Consider the following 16,129-nt stretch of genomic DNA (forward strand, 5'->3'; position numbering starts at 1 on the left):
TGAAATGATATGGCGGCTTTAGATAAAAGCTTACCTTTGGAATATCAATCCGAGCAAAGCAGATTGAATATCCTAGGATTCTGGATTTTTCTTGGGGCTGAAATTATGCTGTTCGCAACACTTTTCGCCTCTTATCTAGTACTTGCTGGTCGTACGGCAGATGGCCCAACCCCAGCGCAACTGTTTGAACTTAAAACGCTTTTAATTCAAACATTACTACTTTTAACAAGTAGTTTCACATGTGGTATCGTAATTCACGAAATGCGTAAGCACAACCAAAAAGCAATGCTTGGATGGTTCATCCTTACATTACTTTTAGGTGCAGGTTTCCTATTCTTTGAAATCGAAGAGTTCATTATGTACATCGGTGAAGGCGCAACAATTCAAACAAGTGCTTTCCTATCTGCATTCTTCGTTCTTCTTGGAACGCACGGAGCCCACGTAACAGGCGGTATCATTTGGGCAATTTGTGTTATTATCCAAATTTTAAAACGAGGTTTAACACCAGTTACAGCTCGTAAAGTATTTATTATCAGCTTATACTGGCATTTCCTTGATCTTGTTTGGGTCTTTATTTACACACTAGTTTACTTGAACGGGATGGTGGCGTAAATGGGTCAAAATAACAACCAGGCAAACGGGCATGCGCATAGCGGATTCCCTTGGTCACACGTTTTCGGATTTATTTTATCGCTTGCACTAACGTTTCTAGCGTTATACGTGGCACTTTATACAAACTTGCCACTTTCAACAATCTTAACAACTATTATCGTAATGGCTGTTGCGCAAGCGTTGTTACAATTAATTATGTTCATGCATTTAAAAGAAGGAGAAGGAAGAGTTCAAATTCTTACTATGATATACAGTTTCTTCGTTGCAACTGCAACAGTTGGTTTAACTGTATGGATCTTCTTCTCAATGTAATGTACATGAAAAAGACTGCTGAGATTCCTCAGCAGTCTTTTTTTATCCCTCATTAACGAGCAGTAAGACCCCAGGGGGATCAACTGCCCGTAAAAGCCTTCACTTTATCCCCTCTCCTATTACATCCACATTACGGAATTAACAACAGAATCATGAAAAATATACTTATTATGACAAATCTTAAGAAAACTCTTTCTTTATGAAATCGAATCCATATGCGTTGCTTTTCTACCTATTATATGGCTAAATAAGTACTATATTTATTTGAAGGGAGAGAACGCAATGGAACATCATACTTCTGTTCTATCACTTATGGTTGTCGTTGCAATCGCGTTTTTCGTTCCCCTTTTGTTACAACGCTTTAAATTAAAAGCACTTCCTGTCGTTGTTGCAGAAATCATTGCAGGAATCTTTGTAGGTAAAAGTGGGTTTAATATTATTGAGCCAGATATGTGGCTTCAAGTCTTATCGACACTAGGATTTATCTTCTTAATGTTCTTAAGCGGTTTAGAAATTGATTTTTCTATCTTTAAACAAAAAGGGAAAAAGAATACGACAAACGAACCAAACACATTCCAAGCAGCAAGCATTATCTTCTTATTTATTTTCATCTTATCTTATGCCCTATCATTACTGTTCGTATGGCTAGGATTCGTGGATAATGCAATGTTTATGACTTTAATTATTTCAACTATTTCTTTAGGTGTTGTTGTACCAACATTAAAAGAGAATAACTTAGGAAAAACGGCAATCGGACAAATCATTTTATTAGTCGCTGTTATTGCAGATTTAGTTACAATGATTTTACTCGCTGTATTCGTCGGATTAAATTCCGAAAGCGGCCAAAGCATGTGGCTCCTTCTTCTTCTATTCGGCGCTGGTATTGTTATTTACTTCGTTGCAAAACGCTTTAAAAACATTCCATACTTAGATAGCTTAAAAGCTGGTAGTGTACAAATTGATACACGAGCTGTTTTTGCACTCATCTTAATATTAGTTGGGTTATCTGAATCTGTTGGAGCTGAAAATATTTTAGGTGCCTTCTTAGCAGGGGTACTCGTATCGTTATTATCACCAAATGAAGATATGGTTGAAAAACTGGATTCCATCGGCTACGGTTTCTTCATCCCTATTTTCTTCGTAATGGTTGGTGTGAATCTAGAAGTTTGGTCTATTTTTAAAGAACCTTCTAGCATGCTAATGATCCCAATTTTAATTGTAGGACTCTTTATTTCAAAACTGTTACCATCACTCGTCTTACGAAAATGGTATCCACGTAATATCGTACTAGGAAGTGCCATCTTATTAACATCGACACTTTCTTTAGTTATTGCAGCTGCACAAATTGGTGAAAAACTAGGAATCATCAGTCCAAGTTTATCTGCTTCCCTTATTTTAAGCGCAGTTATTACTTGTATTTTTGCACCTATATTATTTAAAAAAATGTTCCCAAAAGTAGAAACACCAAAACCAAAAGTTTCTATTATTGGCGCAAGCAGAATTACCCTTCCGTTATCACTTGATTTAAAACGAGAAGATTATGACGTAACACTATATATGATGCGTCAAAATAAAATAAATGATGAGGAAGCGAAATCACATGACTTCCCTATCGTAAAATTAGATGACATCACAATCGCTTCATTAACTGAACAAACAGCATTTCATGCAGACCGCGTTGTTGTTGCAACAAGCGATGATGAACAAAACTTATTATTAGCAGAACATGCAAAAGAGCTAGGGGTTGAACATGTTATTGCAAGTGTAGAAGATCCACTTCTACAAGAAAAAGCAACGCAAGAACATATCGCCGTATTCTCAACAATTAACTCTACACGTATTCTATTACGTGCACTAATTGATAAACCGAGTCTCGTTCGCTTAATTACAACAGCAAACGAAACAGTCCGTGAAGTGGAACTACGGAGTAATAAATATAACGGCGTTGCACTTCGTCGCCTTCCATTTTTAGGCGATGTACTCGTCATTCAAATTTATCGTGGAAATAAAGCATTAATCCCACATGGTGATACAAGCCTACAACACGGCGATACATTACTTGTAACTGGCTCAAAAGAACATATCGATACACTAAAAAGCATATTAGAATAGAAAAATGCCCCTCACATAATTGAGGGGCATTTTTTTCCATTTTATATGGTAAAATGTTACTATCACATATTATGAGGATGGATCACATTATGTCTATTGTAACTTTAGCTCTTTTATTATTAGCAGAAATACTCGTTGCCATTATTCTAATCGGTGTTAGCATTGAAATTTGTAGCTACGGATGGAAAAAATCGAATGGAATAAAATACTCTTGCCTCTTACTTTCACTCCTTCTCGGAACTGCTAGCATACTCGGACTTTTCGCCGCACCTGCCTATTTCTTTATACAACTAACAGAAAACGCCTTATAAGAAAGGATGTTAATATGATTACCGTGAAAAATATTGAGGGATCTGAAACTTACGTATTACGTCAAAAAATTTTACGCCCGAATCAAACATTAGCAGATTGTAAATACTCTTCCGACTATGAAACGGACACCTTTCACTTAGGCGCATTTATAAACGATGAACTAATTAGTATCGCTTCCTTCTCAAAAGAGATATACCCTGACTTACTAGCAGGTATTCATTATCGTCTACGAGGAATGGCCACATTACCTGAATTTCGAAACAAACGTGCTGGAAGCTCCTTAATTCAGAAAGCGGAGCAAGTCTTGCAAGAACGCCAAGCAAATATATTATGGTGTAATGGCCGAATTACTGTAGCTGAATATTACAAGCGCTTAGGCTTCCAGGAACATGGTGAAATCTTTGAAATTGAACCGATTGGCCTTCATAAAGTACTGTATAAAAGAATATAAGAAAAGCTTTCCGCAATATGGGAAAGCTTTTCTTATATTTCAATCTTCACTTTTTATTTTTCTCATATATATGTATATAAACAAACTAGGAACTAAAAAACAAGCAAACATAATAAGTCCTGTCATACTAATTTCCTTTATAGAAATATCTGGTGTTACAATGATACAAATAGCTACAATTCCAATAACAATACCTACTGGAATAAATAATAATTTCATAAAATAGCTCCGTGATACTCCACCTGTATGCTCATATGCCTCTACAGAATGTTTTAAATTTAAGAAGTTACTGACTACGATCCCGCACATAAATACCATTAATAAATCCGAAACACTTTCATATCCTGCATCTTGCAAAACGTAGCGATAAAAAACAATACCTAGTATGACGATATTTTGTAAGATGAAAACGAGTCTAATATGTTTTAGCCCCTCAATCATTAAACGTTCATCTTTCACCATTCTCATCCCCTCACTCCTCTTCCTCCCAAAATAAATCATTCAATGTTTTGTCTACCGCATAACAAATTTTCAAACATAAATCTAAAGACGGGTTGTATTTCCCCTTCTCAATTAAACTAATCGTTTGCCTTGTAACGCCTACTTTTTCTGCTAATTGTTGCTGCGTTAAATCTAACTGAACACGCGCGACTTTTATTTTACTTACAGCCATTCATGTTCCTCCTTCACCTATATTGTAACATATATATTCCATTAAGTAATTTATATTTTACTCCATTAATTTGATTTTCACCTTATTATACACAAAAAAGGAGCCTCTCATAAGAAGCCCCTTTCCTATATCTATATTATAAGAATAAATGACATCCAAATAAAATTGTAAATAAGTATAGTAACGGATGTACTTCCATCGCTTTCCCTTTCACAATTTTTAAGACTGGATACACTAAAAATCCAATTGCAATTCCATTCGCAATGCTAGACGTTAACGGAATACCAACGAAAATTAAAAATGCTGGTAATGCATCTTCAAATTCATTCCAATTAATATCACGAAGACTTTGCGCCATTAAACTACCTACAATAATTAATGAAGGAGCTGTAATAGCGGCTACACTTGATAAAGAAGCAATCACAGGGCTGAAGAATGCCGTTATAATCGTTAGACCGACAACTACAATACCTGTTAATCCTGTTTTACCACCTGCAGCAATACCAGCTGATGATTCAATCGTCGCTGCTGTTGGGCTTGTTCCAAATATAGAGCCTGTAGTCCCGCCAATTGCATCTGCAATAAACGCTTTACCAAAACGTTTCTCTGTATTATCTGTAATTAAGCCTGCTTGTTTAATTAAACCGAGTAGTGCACCTGTTGTATCAAATAACAGTACAAGTAAAAATGAAAATACAACACCATATAATCCGTATTCAATTACATCTGAAAAGGCGTTGATTGGGTTTGAAACGATAATTCCCTCTGGTAAATGAGGCATCGCAACAATTTTATCCGTAAACTTCAGTTGCCCTGTAAAGAAGGCGATAACTCCTGTCACAATCATACTAATAAATAATGCACCACTCACACGTAATGCCATTAATACCGCCGCTAATATTAAACCAATTAAAGTTAAAATAACGGCTGGAGAATGAAAATCACCAATCGTAACTAAATTAGATGGATGATCAACGATAATTCCAGAAAGGCGTAATCCAATAAAAGCAATAAATAGTCCAATTCCACCTGCAATTGCATGTTTTAAACTATCAGGAATTGCGACAATTAGCTTTTGCCTAAATGAAGTGAAAGATAATAAAAGAAAAATGATACCTGTTACAAATACTGCTGAAAACGCAATGACATATGTAATCCCCTCTGCCTGTTGAACAACAGAATAAGCAAAATACGCATTCATTCCCATAGCTGGAGCAATAACAATTGGATAGTTAGCTAAAAACGCCATACATAGCGTCCCTATAACAGTCGCAATAATAGTTGCTGTAAAAGCTTGATCAAATGGTACACCTGCATCAGATAATATTTTCGGATTGATGACAAGAATATACGCAAATGTAAAAAAAGTTGTGATGCCAGCTAAAAGCTCTTGCTTCACAGAAGTGTTATATTTTTGTAATTGAAACATGGTTATGTACCCTTCCTACATCTGAATTATTATCACATATTCTTTTCTTACTAGTATGTGAGAAAATATAATACTTAATCTTAACAATCAATAAAAAGAAGAGTCAATATATTCACTAATAGTTCGAATTTTAAGTTTAAGTCTGACAAGTACAGATGTAGTACAGTTAATCATGTTTATTTTTGTAGCATAACAGATAGAAATGTTTTATAATTTGAAATAGTTAAATGTTTAGTAAACGCATTCAAATATCGTTCACTCTACAAGGGGGATTCTTCTTATGCAGCACACAAACAAATCTGAAACTTTAAACCGTGGTTTAAAAGAACGACATATTACTTTAATGTCGCTCGGCTCCGCTATTGGCGTTGGACTATTTTTAGGATCCGCTTCTGCTATTAAGCTAGCTGGCCCTTCTATTCTACTAGGTTATATGATCGCCGGACTCGTTATTTTTTTCATTATGCGAGCACTCGGAGAAATGGCAATTGAACAACCTGTTGCCGGTTCTTTTAGTAAATATGCTTATGATTACCTTGGACCACTAGCTGGCTACATTACTGGTTGGAACTACTGGTTCTTATGGGTTGTTACTTGTATGGCTGAAATTACAGCGGCTGGCATTTACATGCAATACTGGTTCCCAGATATCCCGCGCTGGACTTGGGCTTTACTCGCTCTATTATTAATGAGTGCTTTCAACTTCTTATCCGTAAAAGTATTTGGAGAACTTGAATTTTGGTTTGCTCTCATCAAAATTGTCACAATTATCTGTATGATAATTATTGGAGCTGGTATTATTTTATTCGGATTCGGAAACGGTGGTATCGCTACTGGTATTTCAAACCTTTGGTCACATGGTGGCTGGTTCCCAAATGGTTTTTCTGGGTTACTACTCTCTTTACAAATGGTGTTATTCGCTTATTTAGGCGTTGAATTAATCGGTGTTACAGCGGGTGAAGCTCAAAATCCGAAAAAAACACTCGCAAAAGCAATCGATAACGTATTTTGGAGAATATTACTGTTCTACGTTGGGGCTCTATTCGTTATGATGGCAATTTATCCATGGAATGAACTTGGTGAAAAAGGAAGTCCATTCGTATTAACATTCCAGCAAATCGGTATCGCAAAAGCAGCAGGGATTATTAACTTTGTCGTATTAACAGCAGCTCTTTCTTCTTGTAATGGTGGTTTATTTAGTACAGGCCGTATGCTATTTACATTAGCTCAGCAAAAGAAAGCACCTGAAAGATTTGGTCGTTTAAATAAAAACGGTATTCCGAGTCAAGGAATTATAGCAACAGCTATCGTTTTACTCGTTGGTGTTATATTAAACTATCTTGTGCCCGCAAAAGTGTTTACATGGCTGACTAGTATTTCAACTTTCGGGGCAATTTGGACTTGGGGCATCATTTTAATCGCTCAAATTAAATTCCGTAAAGGTTTGCAAACTGATAAAAAGGACAAGCTAACATATAAAATGCCTTTACATCCATTAAGTTCATATTTCTCACTCGCTTTCCTTGCACTAGTATTAGGTATAATGGCGTATTCAGAAGATACAAGAATTGCATTGATTGTTGGTCCTATTTGGCTTATTGGTTTAGCTATCGTGTATTACATGAAAGGGTTCCATAAAATTGATGAAACACCTAATTCAAAAATTAGTTAAACCCAAAATCTCTTCCTAATTCATTAGGAAGAGATTTTTTCATTATTCACACAAATATTTCTCAATTAAATTAACGTTATCTTTACACTATTTAATATTTTCTATCTTTCTTTCCTGAAAAAAATAGATTACATTATTAAAGCAAATATTTTTATTAGGGGGATTCTTCTATGAAGAATAAAAAATGGATTACATTTTCTTTAGCAACAGCAATTACACTAAGTATAGGAGCTTCAGTCCTTCCGTCTACTTATGCCGAAAGCTCAGTAGACCCAGCTCCTGAAATTGCTGCAAAAGTTGTAAATCAAAATAGCGGGAAGAAAGTATTATTCGATAATACACACGGTCAAACGGCCGGGACCGCTGACTGGGTTATTGATGGTGGCTTTTCTGATTTTGGAAACGGTATTGCCCAAAACGGATATCATGTAAAAGAACTTCGTAAATCAACACCGTTTACGTACGAAGATTTAAAAGACTACAATGTATTTATCGTTCCAGAAGCTAATATTCCTTACAAGAAATCTGAACAAGATGCAATGTTACAATATGTGAAAAATGGCGGAAGTATTTTCTTTATCGCTGACCATTATAATGCAGATCGTAATAAAAATCGCTGGGACTCTTCTGAAGTATTTAATGGATATAGACGCGGTGCATGGGATAATCCTGCAAAAGGAATGTCTAGCGAAGAAATAAATTCACAAGCTATGCAAGGAGTAGAAAGCTCTGATTGGCTATCTGACAACTTCGGTATTCGCTTCCGTTACAATGCAATTGGTGATGTTTCCGCTAAAAATATTGTGTCACCTGAACAATCATTCGGAATTACAAAAGGTGTTTCATCTGTAGCAATGCATGCTGGTTCTACTCTAGCTATTACAAATCCAAAACTAGCAAAGGGACTTGTTTATCTTCCAGAAAACCCATCAAAATGGAATAACGCTGTTGATAGCGGTGTTTATAACGGCGGTGGTGTTGCAGAGGGTCCTTATGCCGCTATCGCTAAAGTAGGACTTGGAAAAGCTGCCTTTATCGGTGACTCTTCTCCCGTTGAAGATGCATCGCCAAAATATGTTCGTGAAGATTCTGGCCAAACAAAGAAAACTTACGATGGATATAAAGAAGAAAACGATGCTATCTTACTAGAAAACATCGTAAATTGGCTATCGAATAAAGAAACATTTACAAGTTTAGATCAAGTAAATGGTTTACAACTTGATTTACCTACCACTTTACAAACATTTGAACAACCAAGCTTATCAACTGAGCCACAACCTGAACCTTGGAGTGCGCCAAATGCAGGTTATCAATGGTTTAATACAAATACTTTTAAACCAGGTTCATACGGTTATAACGGTGCTGTAACAGCAAACGACTACGTAGTTACACACCCTAGCACTCTACCAAACAATGAAGTGTTCCAAATAAAAATCCAAGTAAATAACTTATTACCAAACACAACATACACTAATTACTCTTTAGGTATATTCACTACTGGCGGTACACAAGTAGCAAAAGTTCAAAATACAAATGGTTCTTGGCCATCTGCTTTTGGATATAGTAGTGCATTCTCTTTCACAACAAACAGCTTAGGTTCTGCTGAGAAGATTGTAAATGTACAAATCAATCCAAATACTGCTGGACAAGCAACTCTTCGTCTACGCCAAAATACGACAGCGAAATACAATGAAGCTGTAATAATTGATAAGAAATAATGAAAAAGGCAATCCGCATGCGGATTGCCTTCTTCTCACTTCTCTTCTTTCGAGAAAAACATTCTTGAAATAACGATACCTATACTTCCTACAATTAAGAATAACACAGCCCTGATCATCATCGATACTTCTGGTAAGTCCAGAAGGAATAGCTTCCCTATCGTTACGACTAACACGACTAAGCCGGCATACAATATTTCATTCATATTTTTATTCCGTCCAAGCCAAACGGCAAATAATGCATATACCATCCATAATAACGATACAGATACGCTTATTATACTTCCATCTGTAGACAGCACTTCACCGACTCTAGTAATTGCAATAAATACGATAACCATAAACCAATAGAGCGTTATAGAATAAACATATTTTCCAAAGCTCCTTAACACATCTTTCGCTTGTTTCATGCAGTAATAAAATGTACCTATTAAAATAATATGGGCAACAAACCCAGCTGAAATGAAATGATCAAACGGACTAAAAATAGTCTGTATCATTCCAATCGCGTAAATCGTCGCACTAACATACAATTTCATCTGTTGTTTTACTTTAATAGCAGTCACCATACCGAGGAAACCTTGTAATAATAATACAATCGCTGCATTCACTAAACTATACTCATATAAAATCGCTAAACTAAATGCACCCATTGCGAAACCAAATAAAAGATTTGTAAATGTAGAATGTCGATTCTTCCTATATTCAAACACGAACATAATAGCGTGCACGAGTGCACTAATCATTAATCCCCATGTTGTAAATTCAGGTATTTTTGAAATGGCTAATATAAAGAAAACTGCATTCGCACTAAATATCGCCAAACGTGGCTCTAATATAAAACTTCTCTCCGTAAACATATGCCAAAATAATAGTAAGTGAATCAAACCATAAACAACCGTTAACTGTATTTGCAAATCCTCTACTAACATTGACATAATAGCAAAGAAAACAAAAAGGACAATAGCAGCAACAGCATAAGAAATCATATATAAATACTGATAACGATTTTTCAACGCATACCATAATAAGCTAAGTGTTAGTATCGTCTCATATCCAAAGAAAATATAAGGATTAGGAGTCGTACTATTTAATAAGAATGGCACGAAGAACGCTCCTACGGCTACGAATATAGTAAGATATTCCGATTGATACCTCTTCGCTACATAAATACCTAAAATGACCCATGCAATATTACATACAAACGCAACACTTGCTGGAATAAATCCATATAAATAATGCGCCGCAAATGTCGTTAAAACTATACCCGTAATACTTCCTCCTGCTAATACTAAACCCAACGCTTGCCGCTCTCGTTTAATTTGAATATCACCTATATAATAAAAACCGATTGATAGGACAATACCAAACACAATTCGTATTGCAGGTGTTAATAATCCAGCATCTACCCCTGCTTTAAATAACCAGATTACTCCAAGTAACATAATGCCAACAAATATGCGTGGTAACCAAGTTTGGCAAAACTTAATAATATTAAATGGTTCTGGTTTAAATGCAGATATATCTACTTGTTTTACCTCACGTTCTTGCACGGGCTCCTTTATTGTAACTACTTCTTCTTTTTGCTTTTCCTCCATTACCGTTTCAATATATTCTTTCTTTTCTTTACTAACATGTTGCTGAGCATTTTCTACTTCTATTTCTCTTTGTTTTGCTTTCAATTCAAAAAGCGCTTCTTGAATCGTTTCAATTGCCGTTTCTAGCGCTTCTATTTTCTTATTTAAATCCTCCTTCATACGCTCCCCCCTCATCATCTATTCAAAACCTATATATTACCAATTACCTTTATCATACTCTTAGTCTATTCATTTTCAATACTATTTTTCCAAAAAAAAAGGTGTCTTCCGAAATAGGAAAACACCTTTTTACTCATTTATTCTTATTTAGAACAATACTAACTATAACGCCAATACAAACACCTATAATAGCTGGAACAATCCATCCAACACCTTCTGTATAAAACGGAATGTATTTCAATATTGATGTCCACTGATTCATCATTACATTTTTATTGAAAATATCGATTGCACTAAATACCGCTACAATCCCAACAGTTACTGCATATACGTATGCATACTTTCCAATATATTTATGGAATAACCCTAGAATAATAAGCGTTAATGCAACTGGATAAATAAACCCAAGAATCGGTACTGATACTTTTAAAATTTGTGTTAATCCTAAATTAGCTAAAATCATACTAACAAAACTTAATATAAATGCCCAAACTTTATACGCTACTTTCGGAAATGCACTTGCGAAAAATTGACTACAAGACGTAACAAGTCCGATTGACACACATAAACACGCGATCGTAAAAATAAGACCTAATAAAACGACTCCGCCTTGTCCAAATAATGTAGTCATAACTTGCGCTAACACGTTCGCCCCATTATCAAATGTACCTAACGAACCGCTAATTGAACCAACATATCCAAGTATGACATAAATAATAGATAATAATAGTCCTGCACCAATTCCAGCAATACTCATATATTTCGCTAAACCTTTATCATCTTCAACACCTTTTGCACGAAGAGCATTTGCAATAACAATCCCAAAAATTAAAGCGGCTAGCGCATCCATCGTTAAATATCCCTCTAAAAAGCCTTGGAACATAGGAGCTTGTCCATAGTTTCCAGCAGCCTCTTTCACACTGCCAACTGATGTAAACATACTCTTTATAAAAATAAGGGCAATCATACCTAATAATAACGGTGTTAAAACTTTTCCGAACAACCCCATTAATTTAGACGGTGATAAACTTAACCAGTACACAATGCTAAAGAAAATAACCGTGTAACATAATAAAACTACACTTCCCGATTCTGTGAAGAACTGACCTGGTCCCATTTCAAAAGCTAAACTTCCTGCACGTGGTATACCAAGACCTGGTCCAATAAATAAATACACGATACATGGGAAAATAATGGCGAATGAAGAATGAACCCTACCCGCTAACGTTTGAAAGCTTCCCGCTTTCGCAATAGCGATAACACCCAATATAGGAAGACCTGTTGCTGATATAATAAATCCTATTAATGAAATCCACACATGTTCTCCTGCTTCATACCCAAGGAAAGGTGGGAATATAAGATTCCCCGCTCCAAAGAACATCGAGAATAACATAAGGCTAATCAGTAAAATTTCTTTTTTCTGTAACAATTTCATTTGTTTCTCCTTCTTTAATTTCATCTTTTATGAAATCAATTTCACATATAAAAAAGTGCAATAATCCGCTTCCTAACAAAGAAAACATAGTCCATAGTCTAACATAAAAGAAACACCCATTCTATAGCTATCCCTCTTTTCCAATTTCTTCTGAAAAATCAACCTTTATTGACTTATAATAGTTAATAAGGTAAAATATTAAATGTACAAAATTATTAACTTTGTTTTTGTTTGTGTCAGGAGGAAAATAACATGGAATCAACGATACAACTAGAAAGAGAACAACAAAGAAAAAAGAAACATCCTCCAGGTTTATACTTACTCTTCTTTACAGAAATGTGGGAAAGATTTAGTTACTATGGATTACGAGGATTATTAACATTATATTTAACGACAGCTTTAGTAAGCGGTGGTCTTGGGTTTAGTCCCGCATGGGCACTCTCTATTTACGGATTTTATACTGGAGCTTGTTATTTCACACCATTGATTGGTGGATACTTAACAGACCGTTTTCTAGGTAGACGAAAAGCCATCACAATTGGTGGTATAACAATGGCACTCGGTAACCTTACACTATTTGCCTTGCAAAACCAATTAGGCCTATACCTCGGATTAGCGCTTATTATTATCGGTAATGGATTCTTTAAACCGAATATCTCTACACTTGTGGGAGAATTATACGAAGAGAATGATCCAAAACGTGATAGTGCATTTACCATTTTCTATATGGGTATTAACGTCGGATCATTTTTAGCTCCACTCGTTTGTGGATTTTTATCAGAAAATTTATTCAAAACAACAATTGATGGCGTTGTACATTATGGATTCCGTTACGGTTTCTTAGCAGCTTCAATCGGAATGATTATTGGACAAATTTTATTTACAACATTATCAAATCGCTACCTTGGTGATATCGGTAAAAAACCAACTCGCGATTTGCAAACAGCTGATGGACAACCAACAGTTGGAGATACACCTTTAACAAAAAAAGAAAAACAACGTACCGCAGTTATCGTCATTTTAACATGCTTTGTTGTCTTTTTCTGGGCTGGCTTTGAACAAGCTGGTAGTTCGTTAACATTATATACAAACAAATTTGTAGACCGCTCTGTTTTCGGATGGGAAGTTCCAACATCTTGGTTCCAATCGGTCAATCCATTATTTATTATTTTACTTGCTCCAGTCATTTCAGCATTATGGGCAAAACTTGCAACTCGCAAGCGCGGGGATTTAAAAATCCCAACAAAAATGGGACTTGGTATGATCTTGCTTGGTATCGGTTATATCATTCTCGTTATCGCTACATTAAAAACAGGTAGTGATGAACATAACATTACAGAAAAAGCAAACTTACTATTTATCGTCTTTACGTATCTTTTCCATACGTTAGGTGAGCTATTCTTATCACCTGTTGGACTATCAATGGTTAGTGCACTTGCCCCAGTAAAACTTGCTTCTTTATTAATGGGAGTATGGTTAGCAAGCTCAGGAATCGCCAACATTTTAGGTGGACAACTAGCAAGCTTCACAACTTCACTTGGGTATGCTGAAGTATTTACAGTAATCGGAGCTGCAGCAATTGTGTTAGGTTTTGTTTTATTATTAATTTCTAAGAGATTAGTGAAATGGATGGAATAAAAAAAGATGAGGGATTCCCCTCATCTTTTTTTATGCATTCTTACCTTTTTCTATCGCTTGTTCGTACAGCTCTTTATGTTCTTTATATTCACTTGGCACAAAATTCTTATAGAAGAATGCAAGCCAACTGTCTCCTTTTTTATAGCCTTCTTCTCTAATTTCTGCTGCTTTTTTATTTGATTTAAATCCTTCAATAAACCATTTCTTTAACGATTCATTTTTTTCATACTTAGCAGGAATTTTCAAATCATAGTTTTCAAATGCATACTTATAGCCAGCCTTTTCTACTGCTTTTTTTGTAGACTTATAGCCCTTTTCATAAGCTGTTTCATACGCCTTCACATACACATCTTTCTCTCTATTTCCAGGTTTCTTTCCAGCTAGTTCCTTACCTGCCTTTTCCCCTAGTTCAGCTTGCTCTTTTTCAATTTTTTCTGTTCTTTCTTTATTCCCTACTTGGAAACCTTCTGCAAAGTTCGGCTTAAACTCCGGAGCAATTTGACTATCTTCCATCGTCTCTTGTGCTAAACCTTGCTCTTTTCCTTTTTCAAAATACGTTTTCTTCTGTTCTTCTAAAGACCAAGATGCAGCATATGCAGTTTTGAATGCTTCTTTATATGTATCTGATTTTCCAGCTAAATGTGATTCCGCATCATTTTTCCCTGCTTTAAAATCAGTCTCTCCACTTTTTTGTCCCTCAAGCTGCCCTTTTTCCATATCAGCTTGACGCTGTGCTTCCTCTCGCTTACGTGCCTCTTCTGCTTTTCTTTGTTCTTCAGCTACACGTTGTCTCTCTTCCTCTGCTTTTCTTTGTTCCTCCGCTACACGTTGTCTCTCTTCTTCAGCTTTACGCTGCGCCTCTGCGGCACGTTGTTTTTCAGCTTCAGTATTGCGCTGCGCTTCTACTTGTCTTTCAGCTTCTACAGCACCATTATTATTTGGGCTAGGAGCTGAACTCGTTGCACCACTACTAGAAGCTGGCTTATTGTGATAATGATATTCCCCGTACTGTAATCCCCATTTTTCACAATTTGTACGACACGTATGTCCCCCATTAGCATCTGTACGCCCTGGATGCGCATAGGCTGAAATTGGAGCTACCAATAACGCTACACTTGTTGTTAAAAGAAGTTTCTTCACCTGTTGTTTCACTCTTGTTCCTCCCAAAATCTTGAATTCTAACTTTATTATACATAAATAGAAAAATACTTAAATACCAACTAAAATATTCTATTATTTCTCAACATTAGTAAAAAAGAAGGTCAACTCTTTAAAGAGTTGACCTTCTTTTTTACTTCTTCGCCTTCGTTCCTACTAAATCACCAGCAACAACGTAACGCTTAGAATTATCTTTCACAGATACACATGTAATAAGCGTTATCTCATCTTTCCCATGATCCTCTACAACTTCCCACTTATCAGGAGTTACTTCAGATACACCAGTAACCGCATACTCATATTCGTTTTCATTATCATACAAATAAATTTTATCGCCTTTTTTCAAAGAAGCTATATCACTAAATAAAACACCTTTTTTAGACATATTATGTCCTGCTAATGCATAGTTCCCTTTTCCCATTACTTGATTTTCTTTTACTGTTGCTGCACCTGATAATAGGTTTTTCTCAGTAGAAGATTTTAAAACAGGAAGTTCTAATGAAACACTCGGGATCGAAATACGACCAATTACTTGTTTCTTATCTAATGATGCATTCGCTACTTCTGCTAAGTCTGGCTGATTAATTTTCGAAGCATCTACAAATTCCGTCTCATGTTTTTCATAATCCATCTTTTGAACAGCCTGCACATTTTCAGTCTGTTTCTTTTCAGCCTGATATCCATCGTAAAATGGCTTTCCGATTAACACACCACCTACAACAAATAGAAGGATTGCTACTATACTATAAATTCTTTGCTTATTCATATACAATTCCTTTCCCTTACAAAATCTTACTCTATATAAAATGATAAGATAATATTGCTATATGTACAAGTGTAAGCTAAAAAG

General features: G+C 35.6%; 15 protein-coding genes. 8 read left to right on the plus strand and 7 right to left on the minus strand.

Annotation, left to right across the window (positions count from 1 at the left end; all coding sequences use genetic code 11):
• Positions 1 to 9 precede the first annotated feature (9 nt).
• The 5 genes from qoxC (at position 10) to MNO09_RS27440 (ending at position 3,799) form a co-directional block, all read left to right on the plus strand.
• Complete coding sequence (gene qoxC / locus MNO09_RS27420; RefSeq protein ID WP_000729313.1) at positions 10 to 612, plus strand: cytochrome aa3 quinol oxidase subunit III; 603 nt, start codon at positions 10 to 12, stop codon at positions 610 to 612.
• Entirely contained in the window at positions 613 to 924 is a 312-nt protein-coding gene (gene qoxD, locus MNO09_RS27425; RefSeq protein WP_000531382.1) for a cytochrome aa3 quinol oxidase subunit IV, read from the plus strand.
• 282 nt (positions 925 to 1,206) lie between these two features.
• Positions 1,207 to 3,036 carry a monovalent cation:proton antiporter family protein gene (locus tag MNO09_RS27430; RefSeq protein ID WP_000399985.1) on the plus strand — a complete coding sequence of 610 codons (1,830 nt, stop codon included), beginning with the start codon at positions 1,207 to 1,209 and terminating at the stop codon, positions 3,034 to 3,036.
• A gap of 53 nt (positions 3,037 to 3,089) precedes the next feature.
• The gene (locus MNO09_RS27435; RefSeq protein ID WP_000926994.1) at positions 3,090 to 3,347 is read left to right on the plus strand and encodes a DUF4022 family protein; all 258 of its coding nucleotides are present in this window, start codon (positions 3,090 to 3,092) and stop codon (positions 3,345 to 3,347) included.
• Positions 3,348 to 3,361: 14 nt separating this feature from the next.
• A complete protein-coding gene (locus MNO09_RS27440) occupies positions 3,362 to 3,799 on the plus strand; it encodes a GNAT family N-acetyltransferase (protein WP_000633770.1) in 438 nt (145 codons plus the stop codon).
• Positions 3,800 to 3,838: 39 nt separating this feature from the next.
• Here the strand turns inward: MNO09_RS27440 and MNO09_RS27445 are convergent, their stop codons facing one another.
• The 3 genes from MNO09_RS27445 to MNO09_RS27455 all read right to left on the minus strand — a co-directional run bounded on the left by MNO09_RS27445 (position 3,839) and on the right by MNO09_RS27455 (position 5,901).
• Positions 3,839 to 4,267 carry a hypothetical protein gene (locus MNO09_RS27445; protein ID WP_002096846.1) on the minus strand — a complete coding sequence of 143 codons (429 nt, stop codon included), beginning with the start codon at positions 4,265 to 4,267 and terminating at the stop codon, positions 3,839 to 3,841.
• Between the two features lie 4 nt (positions 4,268 to 4,271).
• A complete protein-coding gene (locus tag MNO09_RS27450; protein WP_000301181.1) occupies positions 4,272 to 4,472 on the minus strand; it encodes a helix-turn-helix transcriptional regulator in 201 nt (66 codons plus the stop codon).
• A 136-nt stretch (positions 4,473 to 4,608) separates the two neighbouring features.
• Positions 4,609 to 5,901, minus strand: a complete 1,293-nt coding sequence (locus MNO09_RS27455; protein ID WP_000487201.1) for an NCS2 family permease — start codon at positions 5,899 to 5,901, stop codon at positions 4,609 to 4,611.
• Between the two features lie 280 nt (positions 5,902 to 6,181).
• Between MNO09_RS27455 and MNO09_RS27460 the strand changes: the two genes are divergently transcribed.
• Together MNO09_RS27460 and MNO09_RS27465 are read left to right on the plus strand one after the other, a co-directional pair.
• Positions 6,182 to 7,573: an amino acid permease gene (locus tag MNO09_RS27460; RefSeq protein ID WP_001164884.1), complete on the plus strand. Its 1,392-nt coding sequence runs from the start codon at positions 6,182 to 6,184 to the stop codon at positions 7,571 to 7,573.
• 170 nt (positions 7,574 to 7,743) lie between these two features.
• Positions 7,744 to 9,291, plus strand: a complete 1,548-nt coding sequence (locus MNO09_RS27465; protein WP_000791502.1) for a DNA-binding protein — start codon at positions 7,744 to 7,746, stop codon at positions 9,289 to 9,291.
• Between the two features lie 35 nt (positions 9,292 to 9,326).
• Here the strand turns inward: MNO09_RS27465 and MNO09_RS27470 are convergent, their stop codons facing one another.
• Together MNO09_RS27470 and brnQ1 are read right to left on the minus strand one after the other, a co-directional pair.
• Entirely contained in the window at positions 9,327 to 11,048 is a 1,722-nt protein-coding gene (locus MNO09_RS27470) for a DUF2339 domain-containing protein (protein ID WP_000656722.1), read from the minus strand.
• Positions 11,049 to 11,181: 133 nt separating this feature from the next.
• Positions 11,182 to 12,483 carry a branched-chain amino acid transport system II carrier protein BrnQ1 gene (gene brnQ1 / locus MNO09_RS27475; protein WP_000771654.1) on the minus strand — a complete coding sequence of 434 codons (1,302 nt, stop codon included), beginning with the start codon at positions 12,481 to 12,483 and terminating at the stop codon, positions 11,182 to 11,184.
• A 252-nt stretch (positions 12,484 to 12,735) separates the two neighbouring features.
• Between brnQ1 and MNO09_RS27480 the strand changes: the two genes are divergently transcribed.
• Positions 12,736 to 14,121: a peptide MFS transporter gene (locus tag MNO09_RS27480; RefSeq protein ID WP_000446267.1), complete on the plus strand. Its 1,386-nt coding sequence runs from the start codon at positions 12,736 to 12,738 to the stop codon at positions 14,119 to 14,121.
• A gap of 30 nt (positions 14,122 to 14,151) precedes the next feature.
• Here MNO09_RS27480 and MNO09_RS27485 read toward each other — a convergent pair whose 3' ends face one another.
• Both MNO09_RS27485 and MNO09_RS27490 read right to left on the minus strand, forming a co-directional pair.
• The gene (locus MNO09_RS27485; RefSeq protein ID WP_000813418.1) at positions 14,152 to 15,273 is read right to left on the minus strand and encodes a YHYH domain-containing protein; all 1,122 of its coding nucleotides are present in this window, start codon (positions 15,271 to 15,273) and stop codon (positions 14,152 to 14,154) included.
• Between the two features lie 139 nt (positions 15,274 to 15,412).
• A complete protein-coding gene (locus MNO09_RS27490; RefSeq protein WP_001041721.1) occupies positions 15,413 to 16,045 on the minus strand; it encodes a class A sortase in 633 nt (210 codons plus the stop codon).
• Positions 16,046 to 16,129 lie beyond the last annotated feature (84 nt).

It is taken from the genome of Bacillus sp. N5-665, from assembly GCF_022637375.2.
GTDB lineage: Bacteria > Bacillota > Bacilli > Bacillales > Bacillaceae_G > Bacillus_A > Bacillus_A wiedmannii.